This window comes from Spirosoma migulaei, from assembly GCF_054776855.1.
Window position 1 is genome coordinate 103,597 of record NZ_BAAHBG010000022.1, and the last position, 24,106, is coordinate 127,702.

Annotated in this window: 22 protein-coding genes; 10 read left to right on the top strand and 12 right to left on the bottom strand. The window is 46.4% G+C overall.

Going from position 1 to position 24,106, the window contains the following annotated elements:
- Positions 1-120 precede the first annotated feature (120 nt).
- The 3 genes from ACYVGO_RS21680 to ACYVGO_RS21690 all read right to left on the bottom strand — a co-directional run bounded on the left by ACYVGO_RS21680 (position 121) and on the right by ACYVGO_RS21690 (position 2,216).
- Complete coding sequence (locus ACYVGO_RS21680) at positions 121-402, bottom strand: hypothetical protein (RefSeq protein WP_460971064.1); 282 nt, start codon at positions 400-402, stop codon at positions 121-123.
- A gap of 111 nt (positions 403-513) precedes the next feature.
- A complete protein-coding gene (locus tag ACYVGO_RS21685) occupies positions 514-1,527 on the bottom strand; it encodes a S1C family serine protease (protein WP_460971065.1) in 1,014 nt (337 codons plus the stop codon).
- A gap of 101 nt (positions 1,528-1,628) precedes the next feature.
- Complete coding sequence (locus ACYVGO_RS21690; RefSeq protein ID WP_460971067.1) at positions 1,629-2,216, bottom strand: RNA polymerase sigma factor; 588 nt, start codon at positions 2,214-2,216, stop codon at positions 1,629-1,631.
- 177 nt (positions 2,217-2,393) lie between these two features.
- Here ACYVGO_RS21690 and ACYVGO_RS21695 point away from each other — a divergent pair, with 177 nt between their 5' ends.
- Positions 2,394-2,549, top strand: coding sequence for a hypothetical protein (locus ACYVGO_RS21695; RefSeq protein WP_198174729.1), 156 nt, complete (start codon positions 2,394-2,396; stop codon positions 2,547-2,549).
- 98 nt (positions 2,550-2,647) lie between these two features.
- Here ACYVGO_RS21695 and ACYVGO_RS21700 read toward each other — a convergent pair whose 3' ends face one another.
- The gene (locus tag ACYVGO_RS21700) at positions 2,648-3,652 is read right to left on the bottom strand and encodes an NAD(P)H-dependent glycerol-3-phosphate dehydrogenase (protein ID WP_460971068.1); all 1,005 of its coding nucleotides are present in this window, start codon (positions 3,650-3,652) and stop codon (positions 2,648-2,650) included.
- 234 nt (positions 3,653-3,886) lie between these two features.
- Here ACYVGO_RS21700 and ACYVGO_RS21705 point away from each other — a divergent pair, with 234 nt between their 5' ends.
- From ACYVGO_RS21705 to ACYVGO_RS21715, 3 genes are read left to right on the top strand one after another with little or no spacing between them, the layout of a single operon-like run.
- Positions 3,887-6,355, top strand: coding sequence for a DUF2339 domain-containing protein (locus ACYVGO_RS21705; protein WP_460971069.1), 2,469 nt, complete (start codon positions 3,887-3,889; stop codon positions 6,353-6,355).
- On the top strand, positions 6,352-7,584 hold the full coding sequence (locus ACYVGO_RS21710; RefSeq protein WP_460971070.1) for a hypothetical protein: 1,233 nt from the start codon (positions 6,352-6,354) through the stop codon (positions 7,582-7,584). The genes ACYVGO_RS21705 and ACYVGO_RS21710 overlap by 4 nt, the downstream gene beginning before the upstream one ends.
- Before the next feature lie 58 nt (positions 7,585-7,642).
- Positions 7,643-8,815 (top strand): ATP-binding protein, encoded by a 1,173-nt coding sequence (locus ACYVGO_RS21715; RefSeq protein ID WP_460971071.1) that lies wholly within the window; start codon positions 7,643-7,645, stop codon positions 8,813-8,815.
- Positions 8,816-9,099: 284 nt separating this feature from the next.
- Here ACYVGO_RS21715 and ACYVGO_RS21720 read toward each other — a convergent pair whose 3' ends face one another.
- A complete protein-coding gene (locus ACYVGO_RS21720) occupies positions 9,100-10,512 on the bottom strand; it encodes an efflux RND transporter periplasmic adaptor subunit (RefSeq protein ID WP_142772001.1) in 1,413 nt (470 codons plus the stop codon).
- An 85-nt stretch (positions 10,513-10,597) separates the two neighbouring features.
- Entirely contained in the window at positions 10,598-12,040 is a 1,443-nt protein-coding gene (locus ACYVGO_RS21725; RefSeq protein ID WP_246859495.1) for a TolC family protein, read from the bottom strand.
- A 146-nt stretch (positions 12,041-12,186) separates the two neighbouring features.
- On the opposite strand from ACYVGO_RS21725, the gene ACYVGO_RS21730 reads away from it, so the two are divergent.
- A complete protein-coding gene (locus ACYVGO_RS21730; RefSeq protein WP_460971072.1) occupies positions 12,187-13,029 on the top strand; it encodes an aminotransferase class IV in 843 nt (280 codons plus the stop codon).
- Here the strand turns inward: ACYVGO_RS21730 and ACYVGO_RS21735 are convergent.
- The gene (locus ACYVGO_RS21735; protein WP_142771998.1) at positions 12,994-13,692 is read right to left on the bottom strand and encodes an ABC transporter ATP-binding protein; all 699 of its coding nucleotides are present in this window, start codon (positions 13,690-13,692) and stop codon (positions 12,994-12,996) included. The genes ACYVGO_RS21730 and ACYVGO_RS21735 overlap by 36 nt on opposite strands.
- 337 nt (positions 13,693-14,029) lie before the next feature.
- On the opposite strand from ACYVGO_RS21735, the gene ACYVGO_RS21740 reads away from it, so the two are divergent.
- Both ACYVGO_RS21740 and ACYVGO_RS21745 read left to right on the top strand, forming a co-directional pair.
- Positions 14,030-14,734, top strand: a complete 705-nt coding sequence (locus tag ACYVGO_RS21740; RefSeq protein ID WP_142771997.1) for a head GIN domain-containing protein — start codon at positions 14,030-14,032, stop codon at positions 14,732-14,734.
- Positions 14,735-14,843: 109 nt separating this feature from the next.
- Positions 14,844-15,980: a 5-(carboxyamino)imidazole ribonucleotide synthase gene (locus tag ACYVGO_RS21745; protein WP_460971073.1), complete on the top strand. Its 1,137-nt coding sequence runs from the start codon at positions 14,844-14,846 to the stop codon at positions 15,978-15,980.
- Between the two features lie 107 nt (positions 15,981-16,087).
- Here ACYVGO_RS21745 and ACYVGO_RS21750 read toward each other — a convergent pair whose 3' ends face one another.
- Positions 16,088-16,924 (bottom strand): fumarylacetoacetate hydrolase family protein, encoded by an 837-nt coding sequence (locus ACYVGO_RS21750; RefSeq protein WP_142771995.1) that lies wholly within the window; start codon positions 16,922-16,924, stop codon positions 16,088-16,090.
- Positions 16,925-17,014: 90 nt separating this feature from the next.
- On the opposite strand from ACYVGO_RS21750, the gene recO reads away from it, so the two are divergent.
- The gene (gene recO / locus ACYVGO_RS21755; protein ID WP_142771994.1) at positions 17,015-17,707 is read left to right on the top strand and encodes a DNA repair protein RecO; all 693 of its coding nucleotides are present in this window, start codon (positions 17,015-17,017) and stop codon (positions 17,705-17,707) included.
- An 11-nt stretch (positions 17,708-17,718) separates the two neighbouring features.
- Here the strand turns inward: recO and lptB are convergent, their stop codons facing one another.
- Positions 17,719-18,450 (bottom strand): LPS export ABC transporter ATP-binding protein, encoded by a 732-nt coding sequence (lptB, locus tag ACYVGO_RS21760; protein ID WP_142776667.1) that lies wholly within the window; start codon positions 18,448-18,450, stop codon positions 17,719-17,721.
- Between the two features lie 113 nt (positions 18,451-18,563).
- Positions 18,564-20,306, bottom strand: a complete 1,743-nt coding sequence (gene recJ / locus ACYVGO_RS21765; protein WP_460971074.1) for a single-stranded-DNA-specific exonuclease RecJ — start codon at positions 20,304-20,306, stop codon at positions 18,564-18,566.
- A gap of 40 nt (positions 20,307-20,346) precedes the next feature.
- Here recJ and ACYVGO_RS21770 point away from each other — a divergent pair, with 40 nt between their 5' ends.
- Entirely contained in the window at positions 20,347-20,769 is a 423-nt protein-coding gene (locus ACYVGO_RS21770; RefSeq protein ID WP_460971075.1) for a DUF2141 domain-containing protein, read from the top strand.
- A gap of 395 nt (positions 20,770-21,164) precedes the next feature.
- Here ACYVGO_RS21770 and ACYVGO_RS21775 read toward each other — a convergent pair whose 3' ends face one another.
- Both ACYVGO_RS21775 and ACYVGO_RS21780 read right to left on the bottom strand, forming a co-directional pair.
- On the bottom strand, positions 21,165-21,485 hold the full coding sequence (locus ACYVGO_RS21775) for a hypothetical protein (protein ID WP_460971076.1): 321 nt from the start codon (positions 21,483-21,485) through the stop codon (positions 21,165-21,167).
- A 475-nt stretch (positions 21,486-21,960) separates the two neighbouring features.
- Positions 21,961-22,347 (bottom strand): hypothetical protein, encoded by a 387-nt coding sequence (locus ACYVGO_RS21780; RefSeq protein ID WP_460971077.1) that lies wholly within the window; start codon positions 22,345-22,347, stop codon positions 21,961-21,963.
- A gap of 251 nt (positions 22,348-22,598) precedes the next feature.
- On the opposite strand from ACYVGO_RS21780, the gene guaB reads away from it, so the two are divergent.
- Positions 22,599-24,071 carry an IMP dehydrogenase gene (gene guaB / locus ACYVGO_RS21785; RefSeq protein WP_460971078.1) on the top strand — a complete coding sequence of 491 codons (1,473 nt, stop codon included), beginning with the start codon at positions 22,599-22,601 and terminating at the stop codon, positions 24,069-24,071.
- Positions 24,072-24,106 lie beyond the last annotated feature (35 nt).

Genomic DNA, 24,106 nt, shown 5'->3' on the forward strand with positions numbered 1-24,106 from the left:
TCCGGAAACGGAACCTATACAAAGAACGTAACAAAGGTTGATCGAAGTTCGCGAACTGCCAATAAAAAGGGTGTCACTGGTTTTACGAAGTGACACCCTTTTTACTTAAACCCTCAAAATTTACTTTGAATTATTCATCTTACGTTCGGCCTTCTTCATTTTTCGGTCGGCCTTATTGAGGGCTTTATCCGTTCCATCTTTCACATCTTCCTTCGTATTTTTAGCTGCCTTGGATACTTTATCGCCTGCCTTATCAGCTTCACGGCCTATTTTCTTACCAGCAGCTTTTGTCGTTTCTTTCGCCTGATGTGCCGTTTCCTTTGCCTTTTCTTTTGTATCCTGTGCCGATACGAGTGCTGTTGAGAAGGCCATCGCGACGGCCAGCATAATGATCTTTTTCATGGTTGTTGAGTTGGTGATTATCGTCCTCAACAACACCCCTGCCTACTCAAATGTTTAGCCAGTGGAAAAAACTTTTAACCTAGCTGCATTCCTATTAGGTTATAATCTTTTTTACTCTTTATGCTTGAATACTTTTACCTGATAAACGTAGTCCTGCATCCGTTTAATTTGCTTTTTGCGTGGTAAATTCGCCAGTGTGTTCTTCTTATTCAGGCGCAGCGGTTGGCCTTTCAGCGAATCAACAGGAATGTTATTGAGAGCTTCGAGTAAATAGTTGGTTTTCACAGCAAAACTTACCCCTTCTGACGTAGTTTGCTTACCGCTAATAATCCCGATCACATTTCCTTTTTCGTCCAGGAGTGGACCGCCTGAGTTACCAGGATTCACACCGATAGCTACCTGATAGGCAGTTGAATCACCCCGGTAACCTGTGCCGGAACTTAGATACCCCTCTCCATACACAATCTCTTCGCGAGGGTACCCGAGTGTGTAAACACGCTCGCCAAGATCAGATGGCCGGGACTCAAAGCTATACGGAACGGGAGGCAGTGTACGGAAGGCGCTGTCATCGCAGAGTTGCAGGAAAGCCAGATCATGCGTCTGGTCTGTATAAACGACCCGCGCTTTATAGACTTCCCCTTTTGTGCTTTGCACGTATACAGAATCAGCATCGCGAACAATGTGATTGTTCGTTACAAAATAGCCATCACCCGTTAGTAAAAAGCCAGAACCAGAAACCTGTGCCGGGTTAACACTTAGGCCACGGCCGCGGCCATTAAGATCATTCTGCATTTTACGCTGATATGACTTAACCGCCTGAATTTCTTTACTTAACTGGCTATATTGCTGCTCTTGCTGATGGCTTTGCTGATAAGACCGATATAGAAAAATAGAACCGAACGTAGTAATAATGGCCGCCGATGCAGCTACGGCCAGCGTAGTACGGTACGTTTGCCATAACGCACGAATTTGCCCCGACTGCTCCGTTGCAGACTGATATGAATCAGCCTCCAGACGCATCGCGTTCATATCGACACCAGCCTGAATTTTTGCCAGCCGCTGCTTGAACCGAATTCGGTCGCCGTAGGCATGCAGGGCGCTTTCAATGTCTTTTTCGTCGTCCATTACGGTAAAGAGTTATAAGGTTATTGAGCTAAATAGCTAGTACTAACGAGAATGGATATTTTTCGATCACATAATCCAGTCACTACAAACTCAGTAACATCTCACTGTTTATATTCCGAAAAGAAGAGCCGTTTTAGCCGCATCAGGCATTTATACTTCTGCGTTTTGGCATTATCGGCATTGGTATAGCCAAACTTTTCGGTAATGTCCTGCATACTTAAATGCTGGATGTAAAAATCATCTAACAGCGTCCGGCAGGGTTCGCCAAGCCGGTCGAGCGAATCTGCCATCAGGTCAAACTGGCGGTCACGTTCTTCATGATCGATCAGATCGTCGTTCAGGTGGTCCAGCGCTACTTCATCCGAAACAGGCGTTTCCACATCACGTACCACAAACCGATTTCGTTGAGTTAATTGCTTAAGCCATAGACGTCTGCCAATTGAATAAAGATACGTTTTCAACTGGCAGTGCAACTCAAGCGAATCACTTCTTACTTTCTCATACAACACAATCAACGCTTCCTGGTAAATATCCTTGGCATCGTCTTCGCTGCCACTGTTCGTGGTCACAAAGTGAAGCACCATCGGAAAGTACCGACGATATAACTGCGTCAGTGCATTGTCGGAGCCATCAGCCAAACCCATCAGCAACTCCTCATCCGACAATATAGGCTGCCTACTTTCCTTCATTGAGTCGAGTCATTACTTAATACAAAAATGCCTGAGACGTAACCCAAAAAAAATAATTAAAAAAACTTGGGTTACCTTTTTCCCTATGGAGTATTAACGTTGACATTAGTTAGTAATCACTTAAACGAAAACATCCCCAAAACTATGAAAGCAATCACGAAATCCGCCTTCTTTTTCATGGCTATGATCGCCCTGGCTACGTCTTGCAGCTCGAAAAAGACCGAAACCACCGAAACGACCACCACCACGACGGATTCTTCTTCGACGATGGCTACGGATTCGACGATGGCTACGGATTCTGCTTCGACGATGTCTGCTGATAGCGCGAAGTAATTTTTGCTAAGGCACAACTGCCGGTAACAATTGCCGACAACGCTATACCGATATAAGGGCCTCCTGACACAATCAGGAGGCTTTTGTTTTGTCACCGATTACATTAACAACCCTTTCAACTCATTCATTTCGCCGGTTGGTGCAGCCCGTTCGTACAGAATGTTGTAAACGGCATTCGTAATAGGCATGGCGACCTTGAATTTTCGGTTGATTTCATAAATACTTTTAACAGCATAGTACCCTTCGGCTATCATATTCATCTCGGCCTGAGCTGATTGTATGGTGTAACCCCGACCGATGAGGGTGCCGAATGTGCGATTTCGGCTAAAGGGTGAATAGGCGGTTACGAGTAAGTCGCCAAGATAGGCTGAGCCGCTCAGATCGCGGTGTTTAGGGTAAATGGCATCCACAAACCGCTTGATTTCCTGCATGGCATTGGACACCAGCACTGCCTGGAAATTATCGCCATAACCCAGGCCACGGGTAATACCGCAGGCCAGCGCAATGATGTTTTTCATTACGGCGCTATACTCGATCCCATAAATATCATCAACGGGTGTTGTCTGTACGAAACGGCAACGCAATAAATCAGCTACCCGCTCAGCACAATCCGGGTCCTGTGAAGCAATCGTCAGATACGACTGTTTTTCAAGCGCTACTTCTTCAGCATGGCACGGACCAGCAATGACCGCCATCCGTTCCGTAGGCACCTTATATTGCTCACTGACCCAATCAGTAACCAACTGATTGGCGCCTGGAATCATTCCTTTAATGGCCGACACTACTGACTTTCCAGCGAAATTCTCCGGTTTTAAACCCATTAATGCATCGCCAATAAATGCCGCAGGAACGGCCAGTATTATATAATCACTATCCCGAAAAGCCTCCCGAATCTTCGTGCATACCTTCACTTTACGCGTGTTAATCTGCACGTCACTCAGGTAACTGGGATTATGTCCGAATTTCTTAATATGGTCCGCATCGGACGATTTGCGAAGCCACCATTTAACACTGACGTTATTTTCGGAGAGGATTTTAACGAGCGCGGTTGCCCAGCTCCCCCCCCCTACCATTGTCAGCCGAACGGGTTGAGTTACTTTCATGAAGCAAAGTAAGGAAGAAAGGAGGAGACTCGATACAAACCACCAATACAGTCGATTCGGTTAGGGCTGTGCCTAAAATAGATAGCTCATCGAATCCTAGTCAATGGTCTTTACTTACCGAAAGCTAAGTTGTCTGACCTACAGACAACTACTTCATCAAGCAGGCGTCTATTTTTTGCATATTTGCCCAAGTACTATCACGGATAGTGCTCTAAACCTGCCACTTACACTACCATGGAGCTGTTTCTACTTGTTGTCCTGCTGATTCTTGTCATTGTCGGGAACAACCGATTTAGCGCGGTTAAAGAAGCTGTTAATCTTCAGATTACAATTATTAATCAACTACGGGCGGAATTGCTCGCGTTTCAGAATGAGTTTCGGAGTCCGGTAACAGAACCACCACCTGCCCAACAACCCATTGAACCCATCAGTGAGCCGACTCCGGTTATCACGGTTGTTCCACCAGCACCACCCATCCTAGAGCCGGAGCCTATTTTGGTGGAATCGGTTGTGCCGGAACCAGTAATCGAACCAGCGGCTGCTCCAGTTCAACCGATTGCTCCACAGCCACTTATTCGGTCAGAACCAACGCCTTCCTTCTTACAGCGATTTCTGGCAGAAAACCCGGATCTCGAAAAATTTATCGGCGAAAATCTCATCAACAAAATCGGGATTGCCATTCTGGTTGCGGGCATTGGCTACTTTGTGAAGTTTGCCATTGATCAAAACTGGATAAACGAAATTGGCCGTGTACTAATTGGCATTCTGGCGGGTGGTTTATTGTTGGGCGTCGCTCACCGCCTTCGGAACACGTTTACAGCCTTTAGTTCAGTATTGGTAGCAGGGGGATTATCTGTCCTTTATTTCACCATTGCCATTGCCTTCTCCGACTATAAGATTTTCAGCCAAACAGCGGCTTTTCTGCTAATGGTGGTTATTACGGGCTTCGCCGTCCTGCTGGCCATTGCCTACAACCGATCTGCCCTAGCGGTGATGTCGCTCATTGGCGGATTTGCTACTCCATTCATGGTGAGTACGGGGCATAGTAATTATGTTGTACTGTTTAGCTATCTGCTTGTTCTAGACTGTGGAATGCTGGTATTAGCTTATTTCAAGAAATGGAACATCGTTCATTTTGTGGCCTATGGATTCACGGTCCTGCTATACAGTCTATGGCTCAGTACTGAAGTTCTGGGGGTTAAGCAAGGGCCTTATAGCAGTGCCTTACTCTTTGCTTCGCTGTTTTATGTCGTCTTTATGGCTATGAACCTAATCTACAATCTGAAACATCAGGCAAAATTCTCGGCCGTTGAAATCAGCTTGCTCCTGAGCGATACAGCATTTTATTATGCAGCGGGGATGATAATTCTGGCTAATGTAAATCACGGGGCTTACCAGGGACTGTTTACAGCAGGATTAGCTGTCGTAAATTTTGGCATTGCTACGTTATTATACCGCCAAGGAACGGTAGACCGAACGCTCATTTACCTGCTGATTGGCTTGGTCGTCACCTTTGCCAGCCTGACGGTTCCTGTTCAACTGGATGGTAATTTTATTACGATGTTCTGGGCTCTGGAAGCCGTACTACTTCTTTGGCTGGCGCAACGTTCGGGCTTAACGTTGCTGGCAACAGGAGCCGTGATTGTGATGGGGTTAATGCTGATTAGCCTGACCATGGACTGGTCGGCACTTTACCGGGATGCCTACACACCTCCCTTCCTGCGCATCGTGTTTAACAAAGCGTTCGTTACCAGCTTAATTGCCATTGCTAGCTTAGCCTTAACTCAGCGGTTACTACGAAATCAAGCGTCTCCGTTTCAGTTCTGGCTTGGTCAGTTGACTGTATCGACCTATCAACGCATTATCGGCTACCTGATGGTTATCGTTACCTATTTCGCGGGTGTCTGCGAACTCGATTATCAGGCTAGTCACGCATTTGGATTTGGCGCTAATCGCACCATTTTTCTAGGTACGTACAACTTGCTTTTTGCCGCCGGGCTGCTGCTGATCGCTCGGCGGTCTGCCCTCCGCAGCAGGCTACTACAGACTTCAGTGCTTGGCGTCATTCTCCTTCTTTTATACGTAACGTTTTTCGACCCGGCAGTGCATGATTTGTTAGGAGCTTATTTTCAAGGACAGGACACTAGTCTTATTGGGTTCCCGATTCATTATCTCAGTTTAGCTTGCGTGCTAGGCCTGTTGGTTTTACTGCATACCATCCGACCACAGTTGGACCCGCTTCCGGCAGTATTTGGCAAGATCTGGCCATGGTTTCTTGGGTTCATACTGGTCTATACCGCTAGCTCAGAATTGTATTCGCATGTGGTGTATTTTACGTTTTCCGGCGCTGATCTTCCGACCTCAACTAACCAAAAACTTGCCATTACTACCCGCTATTACGCCTTACTCGAACAAATCAACAAAGTAGGTTTACCAATCTTATGGGGCGTTTGTGCCTTCGCGTTTATGTACGTGGGACTAAATCGGCGGAACCGCCAGTTTCGGATCATATCGCTCAGTTTATTTGCACTGACGCTCTTGAAACTGTTCTTTTATGACCTCCAGGGAATTTCGGAAGGAGGGCGAATTGCAGCCTTTATTTCGCTGGGGGCGCTGTTACTTATCATTTCGTTCATGTACCAGCGTATTAAGCAGCTTATTCTCGACACTGACACACCGCAATCTGCCCCAGAAGAACTATGAATAAACTACTAGTCCTACTTCTAGCAGGCTTCCTGATTACGTTCATAAGCAAGGCGCAATCGTTTCGTTTTCAGGCCAATGTTGACACGGTTCAGCAGTCAGGTTTTCATCGGATTATGCTTCCGCCCAATGTAGTAGGTCAGTTAAACGCAAGTCTGACCGACATTCGGCTTTATGACGGACAACAAAAAGAGGTGCCTTATGTGCTGATTCGGCAACAGCCTGAACAGGTGTCTTCTTTTGCGGATTATGACATCGTTAGTAAGCAATCTCGCCCAAATGTAGCCACCACACTAGTCCTACGCAACCAGGCAAAAAGCCGTATTACGTCCCTGTCCCTTGTGCTGAAAAATACAAACGTGGGTAAAACAGCTCAGCTCAGTGGGAGTTCGGATGCGCATAACTGGTACGCCATCGACGATGCAATTTGGCTTGGCCCGACCCAGAATCCCATCAACACAACGGAAACAAAACAAATCAACTTTCCACTTAGTGATTATGAATATTATCGGTTAGTGATCAATGATTCCCTAAGTACTCCGTTGAATATTTTGCGCGTTGGCCATTCTACACAACAGGCCGCAGCCGGTGCTTACTCTACTATTCCAAACCTATCCTTTTCACAACGTGATAGTAGTGACAAACATACCTATATACATCTCGTCGGCTCAAGTAATGCCCGGTTTGATAAACTCATTATTACAATTCAGGCATCTGCTCCCTTCAGTCGGCGAGCCGAAATAGGTCAGTTTCACTCCCGAAAATTGAAACGTGGACGTATTGACCGCTGGTTCGAGGTTATTCGGACCATTGAGCTAAGTTCAGCGGATAGCCATGAGGTGTATTTGCCGGGTTTAAAAACGAAAGACGTATACGTAGTTATCGCCAACGACGATAGTCCACCGCTTGTGATTCAGGATGTTCATGGATATCAATTAACCACTTATCTACTAGCTGACCTACTAGCTGGTCAGCCCTACCAGCTTCATTTTTCGACAGACGATGTAGTTGCGCCTTCTTATGATCTGACGCCCTTCAAACCCATATCGACTGGGAATCAACCCATCATTGGCATTGGCCCTGTAAGACCCAATAGTATCCGTAGCGAACAGACCACTTTGTTTTTCACCGACAGCCGTATTATCTGGCCAGCGTTAGGGCTGGTGTTAGTAGTATTAGGGCTATTGTCATATCGGATGTTGCGGGCTATGGAGAAGGAAACTGTATAAACCTCTAAGGTGTTCATTTATCCTTGCAAATTATAAGCTGACTTAGTAATTTGCAAGGATGGTAGATCGAGCAATAACGGCCAGGATTAAGGAAGATTTAGATTTCTTTCCTATTGTAAGTATCATTGGGCCACGACAGGTTGGAAAAACAACACTGGCAAAACAATTAAGCAAACAACTGAGTAAGGAGACGCTTTACCTTGATCTTGAACTCGCAACAGACGCTCAAAAACTGATAGATGCTCAAACGTATCTGCAACGAAACGTCAGCAAATGCGTGATTTTAGACGAGATTCAACGAATGCCGCATCTCTTTCCAGTGCTTCGTGCCTTAGTGGACCAGCAACGAGAGCCAGCTCGCTTCATCCTGCTTGGCTCATCATCTCCAGATCTAATCCGGGAGAGTTCAGAAAGTCTGGCAGGGCGTATTAGTTACATAGAATTGATGCCTTTCTCCTGGTCTGAAGTTATGACAATCGACTCAATGGCTATGCATTGGCTTAAAGGAGGTTTTCCAGAAGCCTTTCTTGCCCCTCGTCTAACGCTCACGTTTCGGTGGCTATCAAGCTTTGTTCAAACTTATATCGAACGTGATATTAGGGCATTAGGCTATGAAATTTCTGGCCACACGCTCAACAAACTACTGTCAATGATTGCCCATATCAACAGTAGTATTCTCAATGTGAGTGATCTGGCCCGTTCTCTCGGCGTATCTCAACCAACCATCAATCGCTATCTTGACCTGCTGGAAGGAAGCTTTGTTATACATCGGTTATCTCCCTATTTTGCTAATGTGAGCAAGCGTTTAGTTAAAGCCCCAAAGTTATATCTCCGTGATTCTGGTCTTCTACACCAACTCGCTCAGGTTATTAGCTATGATGCGCTGTTAGGTCATCCGATTGTTGGTTCATCTTGGGAAGGTTATGTCATTGAGCAAACACACCGGGTTGTGGGAGATGCCTGGTCGTTCTACTATTACCGAACCGCTGCCGGTGCCGAAATCGACTTGTTGCTAGTGGCTCCCAATGGCAAAAAAGCAGCCATCGAAATCAAATTATCAAATGCGCCTACGGTATCGAAAGGCTTTTATCAAAGTATTGCCGACATCAATCCGGATTATGCATTCATCGTTATTCCCGAAGGTGAGAGTTATCCAAAGGCCGATGGGCTTTGGGTCTGCAACCTGACTGAGTTTTTAATGGCACGGTTGCCAGCCATTTATACGGCCTGATAATTGACTGATGCTTCCTTGAAACTACTCACAAAAGTTCGCCCTCAGCCACTTATGCGCTAGCGCTGCCATATCCTTCGGTAAGGATATAATTAGTCCGGCTTTTCGTACGGTTGTTATAGGTTGTCAACACCAGTTGGGAAATGTGTCGACCGTTAGGTGACTCCTGTTAAGCTGGCTGATGCATTATTGGATTCGGATAGTGGTGGTTCAGGACACCCTCATTTTCTGTTGCGATCCTAAATAAACCGATAAGGTCTTGAAGACCTTATCGGTTTATTTATTTACTCCTTCTCTTCTTCTTTCTTCTTATTCTTGTTCGGGTCTCGTTTGGTTACAAGCTCACCGTTTTTAAGTTTCTTCGAAACGGCAATGAATGGCCCCGAGATAATCTGTTCGCCCACTTTTAGACCTGAGAGTATTTCTATATTTTCAAAATCACTGATACCAGTTTTCACTTCGCGTTGTACGGCTTTACCGCCTACATTCACAAAAACAATTTCTTTAGGCTTCTCTTTCTTATCTGCCTGTGCGGCTGGTTTTTCTTCTACAGTACCATTGCTATTGTCTTTCATCTTCGCGGTGTCAATGGCCGTAGAGTCCGCTCCACGCGTGGTTACGGCAGCAATCGGCACCGATAACACACCGGTTTTTCGGTCCGTTAAGATCTCAACAGAAGCGGTCATACCTGGCTTAAACGGGTAGCCTTTTTTATCTTTTTCGGCTAGCAGATCAGAGTAGGAATTATTCAGGATTTTCACCTTCACCTCAAACTCGGTTACGGCATCAGCGGAGAGCGAAGCGGCTGCTCCAGATGAACTCGTCAATCCATTGGCTGTATTACCAATCTCATAGACAACACCCTTAAATTTTCGGCCAGCGGTTGTATACGAATCCACTTCAATATCGGCCGTATCACCGAGGTTCACACGTACAATGTCGTTTTCGTTTACATTGACGCGAACCTCCATATTTTGCAGATTGGCGATCCGCATGATTTCGGTACCGGCCATTTGCGAGGTACCCACCACGCGTTCACCCAGTTCAATATTCAGTTTCGAAACGGTTCCGTTTACTGGGCAATAAATCGTTGTTTTACGCAGGTTTTCGTTTGCATCACGAAGGCTGGCTTCGGCGCTTTGAATGTTAAACTGCGATGCCCGAACATTGGCATTAGCCGCTTCTACTTCCTGCTTGGCTACGTTAAAGTTAGCCTCACTGGTTTCCAGATCAGATGATGAAATTACTTTATCGGCAAAGAGTTTACGGTTCCGCTCATAGTCAGCTTTAGCCCGAATTAGGCGTGCACCCGACTGCGCTACAGAAGCTTTTGCCTGCTCTAACTGTGCACGGCTTTGGTTAACCGTTGCCCGCGCCCGCGCCAGCAACGACTCGTAGTTATCAGGCCGAATACGGCACAGTAATTGACCTGCCTTAACAGGGTCACCTTCATTAACGTACAAACCAATAATTTCGCCCGATACATCCGGACTTATTTTTACTTCAACCTGAGGCTGAACACGGCCTGAGGCACTGACCCGCTCTGTAATATCAAGCCGTTTAACCGACGCAAAGTCAACTTCTGTTGCCTTTGGCTTTCCAATCATACCCGTTTGTTTGGCAGCTACCAGGCCACCTACAATCAAAACAACGAGCCCTCCTAATATCCACCAAATGCGATTTGACTTCTTCTTCATAATGAGTGAATGAGCGATTGAATGAATGAGCGAATGAATGAGTAGCTAGATTATTAACCCATTCTCTCAATCTCTCATTCAACCATTAATTAAAACTAAGCGGTTTATTTTGGTAAAAGTCTAAAATCTTGGTTCTGAACACATAATCGTATTTCGCTTGTACCAATTGAGCACGAGCATTGTCGAGCCGGAGTTTAGCAAGACTGTAATCAACAGCGTTGATCGCCCCTGCATTGAAACGGCTTTCAGCTGCCTTAAATGCCCGATCTAAAGATGAAACCGATGCTTCAGTGGCTCGATAGCGGTTGGAAGCTGCCAGCAGATTTGTGTATGCCGTTTCGATCTGTTGGCGTAGCAGCAACCGCGTGTTATCAGCCGTAAGTTGTGTATTCTGCTGTTGAATAATAGCACTTGTTACGTTGGTACGGAACTGCCGGTTTGTAAAAATAGGAATATTGAGGTTAAGCGACACCCCACGGTTGAGGGTATTGCTTAATTGCTCAAAAAAACCATACGTTTGAAATGAACCGCCTGGCTGCGTAGTGATGATGGTAACTGGTTGTATAGTACCGCCGATGAGAACGTTAGCGTCTGTTCTATTCTCCGTTGTTGACCCATCAGCAATAAACCGCGAGAGCCCAACACTCGAATATAGCGACGATAAATTACCACTTAAACTAAGGCGTGGATATAAGCCCGCCTTGGCTACATCAACCGCTATACGCGCACTTTCAGTACGAAGATCAGCGGCCTGAATTTGCGGCTGTGAACTTAAGGCTGTTTCATACACCTGCAATGCGGTTGCCGAATACCCTTCAATACGAGGGTCTGGCAGCTTAATATATTCAATCTCAAAAGACTGGCCGCCCGGTAGGTTCATAGCCTGCAATAAAGCAAGTTTTGCCAGATCGACCGTATTCTGAGCATTCACAATGGCTAATTCATCGTTCGCCAGCGTCGCTTTAATTTCAAACAGGTTTGCTTCTGGAGCAGAACCCGCATTCACTAATTTCTGCGTACGCTCTACCTGAAGTTGCGAGGTCTCGGCCTGCCGTTTAGCAACGGCTAACTGCTCAGCACCGGTTAATACGCCCAGATATTGCTGTATGACATTAAGAATTACGTTATTTTCAGTCGCATCCAGTTCTTTTTCCGTGGCCTTAACAATAACCTGGTTCTGACGAATCAGATTCTTCAATTGATAGCCCTGAAAAATGGGTACTGAGCCAGAAAGCTGAAAATTATTAGATCGTACCCCTACATCAACGAACTGGTTGGTACTCGGGTTGATATTTCGACCGGAACTGAAACCTTGCGAAGCAAATCCGTTAACGGTTGGTAACTGATTAAGCTTTGACTGCTTTAATAGCAATGCACTATTCTGTACCTGCAATTGCCCCTGCCGAACGGTGATGTTATTCTTCAGGGCAATATCAATACATTGCGGTAAACTCAGCACGGGGAGGGTGTCCGTTTTGGCTGTCCCCACCCCTGGCGACACGGTTCCCGGTGCGTTTTGTGCGCGCAAGCCTGACGGGCTTACGGACAGCAAACATCCCACGATTCCGATTCCTAAAAAAAGCTTACGCTGCATACACATAATTTTGATGGTTCAATGTTACAAACTTACCTTCGGCGCAGCTATCGTTTTAGGATAAACGGCGCAAACTAAGCATGTTTCTGGTTTATAATTCGGATGTACTTTCTGAAAATGAATTCCGTCTGTCGGAAAATGACCGGGCGTTCCAATATGGCGACGGTCTGTTCGAAACCATTCGGTACGAAAATGGCCGGGTTTGGTACTGGCCCGACCATTTCGCCCGGCTTACTGCCGGGATGGCTGCCTTGCAATTCAATCAACCGGAAGGGTTCAACACCGAAACAGTTTTTGAGGGCATTCAGCAATTACTTTCGGCAAACAAGCTAATAAATCAACCCGCCCGAATCAAAATTCAAGTATGGCGACAATCCGGTGGCCTGTACACGCCATCCAGCAACCATGCTCACACTTTGATTACGGCCCGGGCTGGGCATGCGTTTTCAATAACGGAAAAATCGTTAGTTGGCATTTATGACGCGTTTCGCTTAACCCAGTCGCCAGTTTCGGCCTTTAAAACCCTGAACGCTCTCCCCTACGTGCTGGCTGGCCTTTACAAACAACAGCATGCTATTGACGACGTTATTCTGCTCGATACGAACGGCAACCTAGCCGAATGCCTTGCCTCAAACTTATTCTGGTATAGTAACCAAACCCTGCTTACTCCCTCGCTGCAAACCGGCTGCATCAACGGCATTGTGCGGCAGCAACTACTTCGGTTAGCCCCTTCAATAGGCATTGCCGTTGCCGAAGGGGCTTACAAGCCAGCCGAACTGGTGCATGCTGAAGCTGTATTTTGCGTGAATGTTATGGGGATTCAATCGATGCGTCAGATAAGCGGCCTATCACTCAAAGGTAGGAAAGCAGACTTCACGACCGATCCGCTACTTAACGCCCTGTTCACTCAGCTTCAGCGCTGAATCTTCCAGCCAGCCGTCTTTGAGCCTGATTACCCGCGAGCCATATTCAGCATTGACTTCTGAGTGCGTTACCTGTACGATCGTTACACCATCTTTCTGGTTCAGTTCGCGGAACAGTTCCATAATATCACGGGCCTGATCGGAGTGCAGATTACCCGTTGGTTCATCAGCGAAAATAACGCTTGGCTCTGCCGCCAGCGCCCGCGCAATACCAACCAATTGTTGCTGCCCGCCAGATAATTGTGCCGGAAACAAATCCTTTTTGGCCACCATATTGAATCGGTCGAGCAGTTCAGCAACCCGGCTTTTGCGCTCTGAACCGTTCAGGCCTTTGTAGAGCAGAGGGGTTTCGATGTTTTCATAGACTGTCAGTTCATCAATAAGATGATAGGCCTGAAAGACAAAACCAATCCGGGTACGATGTAGCTCAGTCCGTCTTTTTTCCGATAATTTCTGAACAGGTTGATCATCAAAGAAATATTCCCCTTCGGAGGGTTCTTCGAGTAAACCCAGAATATGCAACAACGTAGACTTGCCCGATCCAGACGGCCCCATGATGGATACGAACTCGCCCTGAGCTATTTCGAGGTTGATGTTACGCAACACATATACCCGGCCGAAACCAGCGGGGTAGAATTTCGAGACGTTGCGGAGTTGAATCATATTTAATTACTTTAGTAAGGAGTTAAGTTAAGCCGATTGATCGTTAGGGGTGTTTACTGCTCAAAAAGCAATCCGTATCAACAAATATTGTAAAGCAATTAAAGCCTTCGTTCACTTTTCCGTTTATACTATTACTTTCGATTCGATATACGAAGATCAAGCGTCATGCCAAACTCATAGTTCATTGATTAATAGAATTTTACAGTAGGCATCCCGCTATATGGCGTCCGTTACCGGACAAAGATATCCTTAAAACCGGACATCTTTTTTCGGGTTACAATGCAACATAGAGTCTCTTTTTCGCATCTTCTACTAAATCATACAAACACCTTCACCAATGAAAGCAATTATTGCAGGAATTTTCATCCTAACGACCAGTATAAACTCGGCGAGCACCGACGATTGGAAAAAAGATCGCACTGTTTCAGGATTTACGGGCTTGAGTGTCAGCAGCGGCATTGACGTTTATTTAACGCAGGGAAACTCGGAAAAACTAACGCTCGAAGCAAAAGGCGTCGACGAAGATCGGGTTATCTCGGAAGTCAAAAATGGTACGTTGAAACTCTATATTGAACGAAAAGGGTTCAGTGGCTGGAATTTTGGTCGTAATACTTACGTGAAAGCCTATCTGACATTTAAACAGTTGAATAACTTACAGGCGTCGGGCGGTGCGGATGTGTTTGGTCAGGGAAGGCTCTCCTTCAACGATCTGAATCTGGATGCATCGGGTGGGTCGGATGTAAAACTGGAGCTTAAAGCCGATCAATTGAACGTATCCGCATCGGGCGGAGCAGATGCTATCCTTCAAGGCTCTGTTCGTACACTTAACGCCAATGGTTCGGGTGGTGCCGACCTAGATGCCCGCAAACTAACTGCCGACATCTGCAATGCCAACTCATCGGGTGGTTCTGATGTGTATGTCAACGCCAGTAAAGAATTGAGCATGAAGGCATCGGGAGGTTCAGACATTTATTATTCCGGCTCCGCTAAAGTATTAGCCAAGAGTGAGTCGGGCGGCTCGGATATTAAGCGGAGAGATTAGATACTGGAATTAGTATAGTATGTGCAGTAGGTGTAGTGGGTAAAAGCAGTAATTTTGCAGCCGCACTATCTGCACTCACTGCACATACTACAACTCACTCCACCAACACGTGACACCTACTATTGGTATTCTCGGCGGGGGCCAGCTTGGCCTGATGCTCTTGCAAGCCGCAATTGACTGGAATCTCCGCGTTCATATTCTTGACCCCGATGCCGAAGCACCTTGTCGGCATCTCTGCACTCAATTTACTCAAGGCTCATTAATTGATTACGATACGGTGTATCAATTTGGGCAGTCGGTCGATGTGCTGACAATTGAAATTGAGCGCGTTAATGTAGAAGCACTCGAAGCGCTTGAACGCGAAGGAAAACGTGTTTTTCCACAACCATCGGTCATTCGGATTATCCAGGACAAACGACTACAGAAACAATTTTACCGCGACCATAACCTACCCACTGCCGATTTTATTCTGACCGAAAATCGGGCGGATGTCGCCTTATTAGAAATTCATCAGCCCGACTTTTTTCCTGCTTTCCATAAACTCGGTCGCGATGGATACGATGGTCGTGGTGTGCAGCGTATTGCAACAGTTGCCGATGTTGGAAAAGCCTTCGACGCTCCCGGTGTCCTGGAAAAAGCCGTTGATTTCGAGAAAGAATTAGCCGTCATTGTTGCCCGAAATGAGCAAGGTGAGGTACAGACCTTTCCAACCGTCGAGATGGTTTTTCACCCAGAACTAAATCTGGTTGAATACCTCTTTGCCCCTGCTGAAATTTCGCCTGAAATTAATCAACAAGCGCAGGATATTGCCCGTAAAACCGCTGATGCCTTTGGTATTGTGGGTTTACTGGCAGTAGAATTATTCCTGGATAAGTCTGGAAATGTGTTGATTAACGAAGTAGCTCCGCGCCCGCATAATAGTGGTCACCAGACCATACGTGCCAATTTAACTTCGCAGTTTGAACAGCACTGGCGGGCCATCCTTAACTATCCGCTTGGCGATACGTCAGCCTATCAACCTGCTGCTATGGTAAACCTCCTCGGTGAGGATGGTCATACCGGGCCAGCTGTTTATGAAGGCTTAGAAAACCTGCTGGCTATGCCAGGGGTATTCCCATTTTTCTACGGCAAAGCCATCACCAAACCCTTCCGCAAAATGGGCCACGTAACAGTCATGGACGATTCGCTGGATGCATTGCGAGAGAAGGTGGCGGAGGTGAAAGCGAAAATTCGGGTGGTTTCTTAACCAGTTTTTAAACGCAAAGGGCGCAAAGAAAACGCAAGGCACGTAAGGAAAAACTTTGCGTTCTTTGCGATAACCTTTGCGCCCTTTGCGGTTAAAAACTGGTTAACCTACCCTACTACATTCGTTAGCGTTCCGATTCCTTCGATGCTAATACTGATTTCGTCGCCGGAGCGAAGCGTAAAACTATCGGGAGGCACAATACCTGTACCCGTCATCAGATAACATCCGTTGGCGAAGGAACACTCACGAAACAGAAACGAGACCAGTTCCGTATGCTGTCGTTTCATTTGATCAATAGCGATGTTATTCGTAAAAACGGCCTGATCATCCCGAATGATTTCCAGTCGAATCTGTGTTTCGGGCGCAATAGGTGTTTTAGGAACATAGAGGCAGGGGCCAAGGGCTGCACTACCATCGTAGCTTTTGGCTTGTGGCAAATACAACGGATTCTCACCCTCAATACTCCGCGAACTCATGTCGTTACCGCAGGTATAGCCAACTATTTTACCCGTCGATGTAATAAACAGGGTCAATTCTGGCTCGGGTACATTCCAGGTTGAGTCTGCCCGAATACGAACGTTAGCGCCTGGCCCAACAACGCGCTCCGGCGTGGCTTTGAAGAACAACTCGGGCCGTTCGGCATCGTAAACGCGGTCATAAAAGTTATCGCCCCCTGATTTTTTTGACTCTTCCATACGCGCGTTTCGGCTACGCAGGTAGGTAACCCCCGATGCCCACACTTCCTGACGACCAATGGGAGCCAGTACGCTGGATTTAGTCCAGGCTTCGGCCTCATCCGATGGCGGGGTAATTGCCGTTGTAGTTACTAAAAAATCATGCAAATCATCTCGATTGACCAATTCGTCCCAATCAGCGGCAGGAATGGAATAAAATTGATTTTGATAGTCAGCAACAATGCCGAAGCGGGTTTTGTAAAGTTTCATGGAAGGCGAATTTGTCAGCAATTATAGTGCACGAAGGCGACTTTTTACACTAAAAAGCGTTATCTTAGATAGTTTACTGCTTTCCAGGAAATGCTGCAAAAAACCCGGGGCCTTGCCCTCAGTTACCTTCGTTACCGCGAAACGTCTATTATCGCCCGCATCTACACCGAAGAGTTCGGTTTGCAAAGTTACATTGTCAACAGCGTCCGAACGGCCCGAAGTAAGAACAACAGAATAGCCTTGTTTCAGCCACTGACGTTGCTGGACATGGTTGTTTATAACAAACACGACCGCGACCTGCACCGGCTGTCGGAGGTTAAAACCAGCTATCCGTTTCAGAGCCTGCCGTTCGAAGTAGCAAAGTCAACGATCGCCATGTTTGTGACGGAGATGCTGAACAAAGTGTTGAAAGAAGAAGCAAGCAGCCCAGTTCTCTTCCGGTTTCTGGTCGATTCTGTATTATTTCTGGAGGAAGCCCACACAAATTACGAAAATTTCCACCTAGCCTTTCTGCTCAAGCTATCGTTCTTCCTGGGTTTCGGCCCCGAATCGGCCCGCGAGTTCGAGGATCAACTTCGCGAAAACTCCTATCCATTCCTGCCCGATAACGAAATGGAAACGGCTTTAAATATCATGCTGCGTCAACCGCTCGGAACGCCCATTAAACTGCATCGATCAGCCCGCAATGAATTGCTCGATGCGCTGGTAGCCTACTACCAAATCCATATTGATTCGGTGGGAGAAGTGAAATCGTTACCGGTGTTGAGGGAAGTGCTGGGGTAATTTATCCGTACCTATACCTTCCGCTTCAGCTCAAAATGCTGCCCCAGGTACACTCGTCGAACCTGTTCGTCGTTGGCTAGCTCTTCAGCGGTACCCTGTTTCAGGATTTTTCCTTCGAAAAGCAGGTACGCCCGGTCGGTGATGGAGAGCGTTTCATTCACGTTATGGTCGGTAATCAGGATACCGATGTTACGATGTTTTAGCTTAGCAACAATGCTCTGAATATCCTCAACAGCAATGGGATCGACACCCGCAAAAGGTTCGTCCAGGAGAATAAATTTAGGGTCAACAGCCAGCGCCCGTGCAATCTCCGTTCGTCGGCGTTCACCTCCCGAAAGCACTTTACCTTTGCTCTTCCGAACGTGCGTCAGGCTGAACTCCTCCAGCAGTTCTTCTACTTTTTCCTTTTGTTGCTTCTTGGGTATAGAGGTCATTTCAAGAACCGCCAGCACATTTTCTTCAACACTCAGATCGCGAAAAACGGAGGCTTCCTGCGCCAGATAACCAAGCCCAAGTCGCGCCCGTTTGTACATAGGCAAGGCAGTAACGTCTAAATCATCGATAAAAACCTTTCCACTGTTCGGCTTTACCAGACCAACTGCCATATAAAATGAGGTGGTTTTTCCCGCACCATTTGGGCCAAGTAGCCCCACAATTTCGCCGGTTTCTACCTGATACGACACGTTGTTGTTGACTAACCGCGACCCGTATTTCTTGATTAAATTTTCTGTTCTAAGAATCATGATAAGTTAGTGAGTAAGCGAGTAAGTCGATAAGTCAGTAAGTGGCTGACGCATGTGTACTGTTTTCGCGTCAGCCACTTACTGACTTATCGACTTACTCGCTTACCGACTCATTAACTACATTTCAAATCATTGAGCATTAACTGCAAAGACACATTTCCGTTATAAAAATTCTGTTCTACCTGATAACAGATCGAGAAGGGTTTGCCCACTCGAATCTGATCCGCAAGATGCGCATACCCGAAGCCAATGGCTGTTAATGTATGCCCAGACCTACCTTGTTTAACACTCATTTTCAAGTGTTTATCCTTCATAATAATTGGTTCGCCAACCAGATATACATCGTCGGACATAAATGTTGGCTGTAGATTGTGAGGGCCAAAGGGACCCATTTGTTTCACAATCCGAACGAGTTTATCATTGATCTCGCTAAAGTCCAATGGAAGGTCGATGTCGATCAGGGGAGTCAGATGTTCCTCCTTGATGGTACGAGATACAACCTCTTCAAACTTTCGTCGAAACGCGTCAATGTTGTCGACAGGCATTGTCATTCCAGCGGCAAACGTATGACCTCCAAACTGCTCCAGCAAATCAGAACAAGCTTCAATGGCCTCATACACATCAAACCCAGGTACCGACCGTGCCGACCCAGCCGCCTTATTATTGGACTGTGTCAGAATAATTGTTGGTCGATGGAAATGCTCGATGCAACGAGAGGCTACAATACCAATAACGCCTTTATGCCAACTGGCATCGTACAAAACTGTACTTTTAGCGTGCGTCAGTACGTCACTTTCCCGAATCATAGCCAAGGCCTGTTCAGTAATACTACTATCAAACTCGCGTCGGCTATTATTATGTTTGTTAATAGCCATGGCAAATTCGTCGGCTTCCTCTTCCGATTCGGCCAGGAGTAGTTGCACCGCGGCTTTTGCATGTTGAATACGCCCAGCAGCATTGATCCGTGGTCCCAAGCCGAAGACCAGATTTGTAATGTCCAGTTCCCGCGAAAAGCCCGCTATTTTGATTAACGCTTTTACACCCGTGCGAGGTGCCGAGTTAAGATATTTTAAGCCATAGTAGGCCAAAACACGGTTCTCTCCTGTAAGTGGTACAATATCCGATGCGATGCTGATGGCCACTAAATCGAGGCATGGATAAAGGATATCCAGCTCAATGCCTTTATGCATACAAAATGCCTGAAGCAATTTGAACCCCACCCCGCAACCACTCAATTCCTTATAGGGGTACACACAATCATCGCGCTTAGGGTCCAGCACGGCTGCGGCATCCGGCAATTCATCACCTGGGCGGTGGTGGTCACAAATAATAAAATCGACACCGAGGGCTTTGGCTTCTGCTACCCTTTCAATGGATTTAATGCCACAGTCAAGCGCAATAATTAACGAAAACCCATTTTCGGCGGCCCACTCAATACCTTGTCGCGAAATCCCATAGCCTTCTTTATAGCGATCAGGGATATAATAATCTATTTTTGAGTGATAATTTTTCAGAAAGCTATAGACCAGGGCTACGGAAGTCGTACCATCTACATCGTAGTCGCCATAGATCAGGATTTTTTCCTCCCGTTCGGGTAGCATAGCCATTTGAAGACGCATAATAGCCCGATCCATGTCCTTCATGTCGAACGGATTGTGCAAATGGCTAATTTCGGGCCTAAAAAACACCCGCGCTTCATTGTAGGTTGTTACCCCACGCTGGACCAGCAAAGCTGCCAGAAATGGACTGATGCCCAACGACTGCGTTAACGATTGAATAGCCAGCTGCTGATCGTCTGAATCAGGGAACGGTTTGGAGATCCATCGTTTAGGCGGGGGGGACGGCTGGGTTATCATAACTGCAAGATAAATCCGTTTTTAGAAAAACACTCTGTCTATGCTCTTTTTGGTTTCACTTATCAGTTTCCTTTCATCCAGTATTAGTCCTGTAGCTTCGTCGCCCAAAACTAGTTTAACGATTGATATTCAGAATATCCGATCGCAAAAAGGCTCCGTCTATATTGCGTTATTTAAACCTGACAGCGGTTTTCCGGAAGGAAACCCCGTGGAGGGCAAAAAGGCAGACATTAAGGGAAGTAATGCTCAAACAATATTTTCGATTGAGCCAGGAGAGTACGCAGTTGCAGTTTTTCACGATGAAAACGGGAACGGCATACTAGACAAGCGGATTTTCGGTATGCCTAAAGAACCCTACGGTTTCAGTAATAATTTTCGGCCCCGTCTGTCAGCACCCAAATTTAAAGACTGCCAGTTTAGTGTTGGCACATCTGGGAGGACAATTAGTATTAAGCTAGAGTGAGGATAGACTTATATAGACTCCTGGAGGGCTATACGTATTCAGGGAGTAGGCCAGTTAATGAACCGCCAGATGCCTGGTATAAAGCACGCTTCTAGGCTATGGTCAATAACCTTTTACTTTCTTTTCTTGAGTACACAGGAATTATGGCCGCCATGCGTACCTATCAAGAGCTACTAAGCCCTTAAAATAACCGCCAGATGGCCTCAATCGCTAGCCAGAACAGCCAGCCAGAAATAATAAATACCAGCGTCCAGGGGCCAGGGATGGGGAATGACTTTTTGTTGATTTTCATGAGAACAATCGCCATTACGAACTAACTTTTCCTTAGAAAATAAATTTCAGGAAAAGTCACAAAACCTCATGAGTAAACCAGATTCAAATTTCAACAATGATCATTAGGCAGCCCATTTGTGGAAATGGGACCTGAAATTAGAAACCAGTAGCGAGTCATCAATTCGTATCCACTTGCGTAGTCGGGAGCGAAGGTGTCGGGATGGATAGTGAGTGGTAACATAATAAAATCCCACTGGAATAAACTGGCAAGCAGCGCGGAGCGTTCGAACACCCAGACCAGGATCAAGCTTGGTCAGCAAAAAACTACAGGCGGTATAATGAAAGCCACCATAACCCACCCATAGTGAGCCAGTGGTACTAACTGGAATTGTACTACAGAAGCGGTTAGGGAAGAAAAACAAGCGTGATTTCGAGTTGCTCATATGGGTAAAGGTTTTTCTATTAAAACGACCAGGATGATAAATGGATTATCAAAGGCCCTTATTCTAATAAAATTTTAACCAAAAAGGCGCAGACGCATACAAAACAGCCTCCCTTCAGCAAATCGCCAGTAAACTAGTTGGATTATTATATGGGCTAAACTACATCGCGCTTTAACACGAATACTTGGTAAACCAGCATCGTGAGGAGGATTCGGCTACAACTGAAATGTAACAAAAAATCCCCACTGGCGATTGCCAATAGGGATACTCCAATTACACAGGAAAAGGTATGAACGATCCGAAGAAATAGGGTTGTTACCAAAAAGCCAAATACACTAACAAAAGTTACAACTAAAACCCAAATTTGTCCAATAGCTCATTAAGCCAAAGAGTTTATTTCCGTCAACAATACTAAAACTTCGACTAAATCGATTTGTCCAGACAGTGGCCCAAACAGCGCGAAAATGACAACCGTTTAAAATACCATTGCGCTTAATTTTATTTTTGAACTAGGCATTATCGTTACAAATCGACTTGCGCCATCATCCACTACCTGTCCCACATCCTTGCCTTTCACTGACAACGCATTGGTTGTCCGATTCACATTGATTACCAGGACTTTGGGCAGCGTATAAGCTATTTTGGTTTTACCCGTTAACCCAATAGCTTGAATACGCACATGCTCATTATCCAGTCTGGTAACAAGTAGGGTACCACTGGGCAGGACATCAAGTCGGGTTGGTGAACTATATTCATTTAGCTGATAAACACCTTCTACTAACCTGGCAAGGTCAACATCAACTGCGGGCTTGCAGCCAGCTACTACCCCAATCAGGGCGATTAGAAAACTAACTTTTTTCATAGTAGTTCTGGAATAGAGAAACTTAAGTTAGAAAGAGGAAAAGCGAATATACAGTAAGCAGTAGCGACAACTATACCATTTGGGATAAGGTTTTTTATGGGAGTACGTCTTTATTTCTGCTCTGTAGATCAAAACCTGGCGAATAAACGATGGCTAATAAAGCCTATGGAGGTCGCTAGCAAATTTAGTATCTGAAAGTCAAAGTTTTTTCGTAGCTTTGTCCGGCAAATAACACAACCTGCTATTTGCTCATGAGCTTAGATACCAGTAAGTTTCTTTACGAGGCTCTTACCTACGACGATGTACTGCTCCTTCCTGCCTACTCGGAAGTTCTCCCACGCGATACGCAAACCGTCACCCAGCTTACCCGCAACATTCGCCTGAACATCCCGCTTATTTCAGCGGCCATGGACACTGTTACCGAATCGGCTCTGGCCATTGCGATGGCCCAGGAAGGCGGTATTGGCATCATTCACAAAAATATGAGCGTAGAAGCCCAGGCCGATCAGGTCCGCAAGGTGAAGCGCTCAGAAAGTGGGATGATCATTGATCCGATCACACTACTGGAAACGGCTACCCTAAGCGATGCGCTCAAAATCATGCGCGAGTTTAAAATTGGTGGTATTCCGGTCGTTGACGAATCGGGCAAATTGGTCGGTATTCTGACCAACCGTGACCTACGTTTCCAAAGCGACCTTTCGCAGCCAGTTACGGGCATTATGACCCGCGAAAAACTCATTACCGCACGGGAAGGGCTGACGCTCGAAGAGGCTGAGAGTATTCTGCAACAGTATCGCATCGAGAAATTGCCAATCGTTAATAATGATTACCACTTAGTTGGGCTGATTACCTATAAAGATATTCTCAAGAAAAAGAGCCACCCTAACGCTTGTAAAGACGAGTTAGGTCGGCTGCGTGTTGGGGCTGCTGTAGGTGTTACCTATGACCTTACCCGGCGTATTGAAGCGCTTGTAAAAGCGGGTGTCGATGTGATCAGCGTTGATACCGCACATGGACACTCGAAGGGCGTTCTGGATGCTGTTCGGAGCATCAAAGATCAGTTTCCTAAATTAGAGGTCATGGCCGGTAACGTGGCAACGGGCGAAGGAGCGAAAGCTCTGGCCGATGCAGGTGCCGATGCGGTAAAAGTGGGTGTAGGCCCAGGCAGTATCTGTACCACACGTATCATTGCCGGTATTGGCATGCCCCAATTAACAGCGGTTTACGAAGCAGCAAAAGCCCTTCAGGGAACAGGTGTTCCGGTGATTGCCGATGGTGGTATTCGTTTCTCGGGTGATATTACAAAGGCCCTCGCCGGTGGTGCCAGTACCGTTATGATCGGCTCACTCCTGGCTGGAACCGAAGAGGCTCCTGGCGAAGTGGTGCTGTACGAAGGTCGGCGGTTTAAAACATACCGGGGTATGGGATCTGTTGAAGCGATGGAAGATGGTTCTAAGGACCGTTATTTCCAGGATGCAGAAGACGACATCAAGAAACTCGTACCCGAAGGCATTGTTGGGCGAGTACCTTTCAAAGGCAAAGTTTCGGAAATCGTTTACCAGATGGTTGGTGGTTTAAAAGCAGGCATGGGCTACTGTGGTGCCATTGACATCCCCGCCTTGCAGCAAGCTAAGTTTGTTAAAATTACCACGGCGGGTTCACGCGAGAGCCATCCCCACGATATATCTATCCAGAAAGAAGCGCCGAACTATTCGGCACGGTGAAGTGCTATATGATATAGGAGGTAAGACTATACCTC

Bases quoted from the DNA above. Each gene is read 5' to 3' on its own strand.
- ACYVGO_RS21695 (WP_198174729.1), top strand. From the start codon at position 2,394: ATGGCTATGATCGCCCTGGCTACGTCTTGCAGCTCGAAAAAGACCGAA.
- recO (WP_142771994.1), top strand. From the start codon at position 17,015: ATGCTGCAAAAAACCCGGGGCCTTGCCCTCAGTTACCTTCGTTACCGC.
- ACYVGO_RS21770 (WP_460971075.1), top strand. From the start codon at position 20,347: ATGCTCTTTTTGGTTTCACTTATCAGTTTCCTTTCATCCAGTATTAGT.
- ACYVGO_RS21680 (WP_460971064.1), bottom strand. From the start codon at position 402: ATGAAAAAGATCATTATGCTGGCCGTCGCGATGGCCTTCTCAACAGCA.
- guaB (WP_460971078.1), top strand. From the start codon at position 22,599: ATGAGCTTAGATACCAGTAAGTTTCTTTACGAGGCTCTTACCTACGAC.
- ACYVGO_RS21690 (WP_460971067.1), bottom strand. From the start codon at position 2,216: ATGAAGGAAAGTAGGCAGCCTATATTGTCGGATGAGGAGTTGCTGATG.
- lptB (WP_142776667.1), bottom strand. From the start codon at position 18,450: ATGATTCTTAGAACAGAAAATTTAATCAAGAAATACGGGTCGCGGTTA.
- ACYVGO_RS21750 (WP_142771995.1), bottom strand. From the start codon at position 16,924: ATGAAACTTTACAAAACCCGCTTCGGCATTGTTGCTGACTATCAAAAT.
- ACYVGO_RS21715 (WP_460971071.1), top strand. From the start codon at position 7,643: ATGGTAGATCGAGCAATAACGGCCAGGATTAAGGAAGATTTAGATTTC.
- ACYVGO_RS21710 (WP_460971070.1), top strand. From the start codon at position 6,352: ATGAATAAACTACTAGTCCTACTTCTAGCAGGCTTCCTGATTACGTTC.
- ACYVGO_RS21780 (WP_460971077.1), bottom strand. From the start codon at position 22,347: ATGAAAAAAGTTAGTTTTCTAATCGCCCTGATTGGGGTAGTAGCTGGC.
- ACYVGO_RS21730 (WP_460971072.1), top strand. From the start codon at position 12,187: ATGTTTCTGGTTTATAATTCGGATGTACTTTCTGAAAATGAATTCCGT.
- recJ (WP_460971074.1), bottom strand. From the start codon at position 20,306: ATGATAACCCAGCCGTCCCCCCCGCCTAAACGATGGATCTCCAAACCG.
- ACYVGO_RS21705 (WP_460971069.1), top strand. From the start codon at position 3,887: ATGGAGCTGTTTCTACTTGTTGTCCTGCTGATTCTTGTCATTGTCGGG.
- ACYVGO_RS21700 (WP_460971068.1), bottom strand. From the start codon at position 3,652: ATGAAAGTAACTCAACCCGTTCGGCTGACAATGGTAGGGGGGGGGAGC.
- ACYVGO_RS21740 (WP_142771997.1), top strand. From the start codon at position 14,030: ATGAAAGCAATTATTGCAGGAATTTTCATCCTAACGACCAGTATAAAC.
- ACYVGO_RS21720 (WP_142772001.1), bottom strand. From the start codon at position 10,512: ATGAAGAAGAAGTCAAATCGCATTTGGTGGATATTAGGAGGGCTCGTT.
- ACYVGO_RS21735 (WP_142771998.1), bottom strand. From the start codon at position 13,692: ATGATTCAACTCCGCAACGTCTCGAAATTCTACCCCGCTGGTTTCGGC.
- ACYVGO_RS21775 (WP_460971076.1), bottom strand. From the start codon at position 21,485: ATGAGCAACTCGAAATCACGCTTGTTTTTCTTCCCTAACCGCTTCTGT.
- ACYVGO_RS21685 (WP_460971065.1), bottom strand. From the start codon at position 1,527: ATGGACGACGAAAAAGACATTGAAAGCGCCCTGCATGCCTACGGCGAC.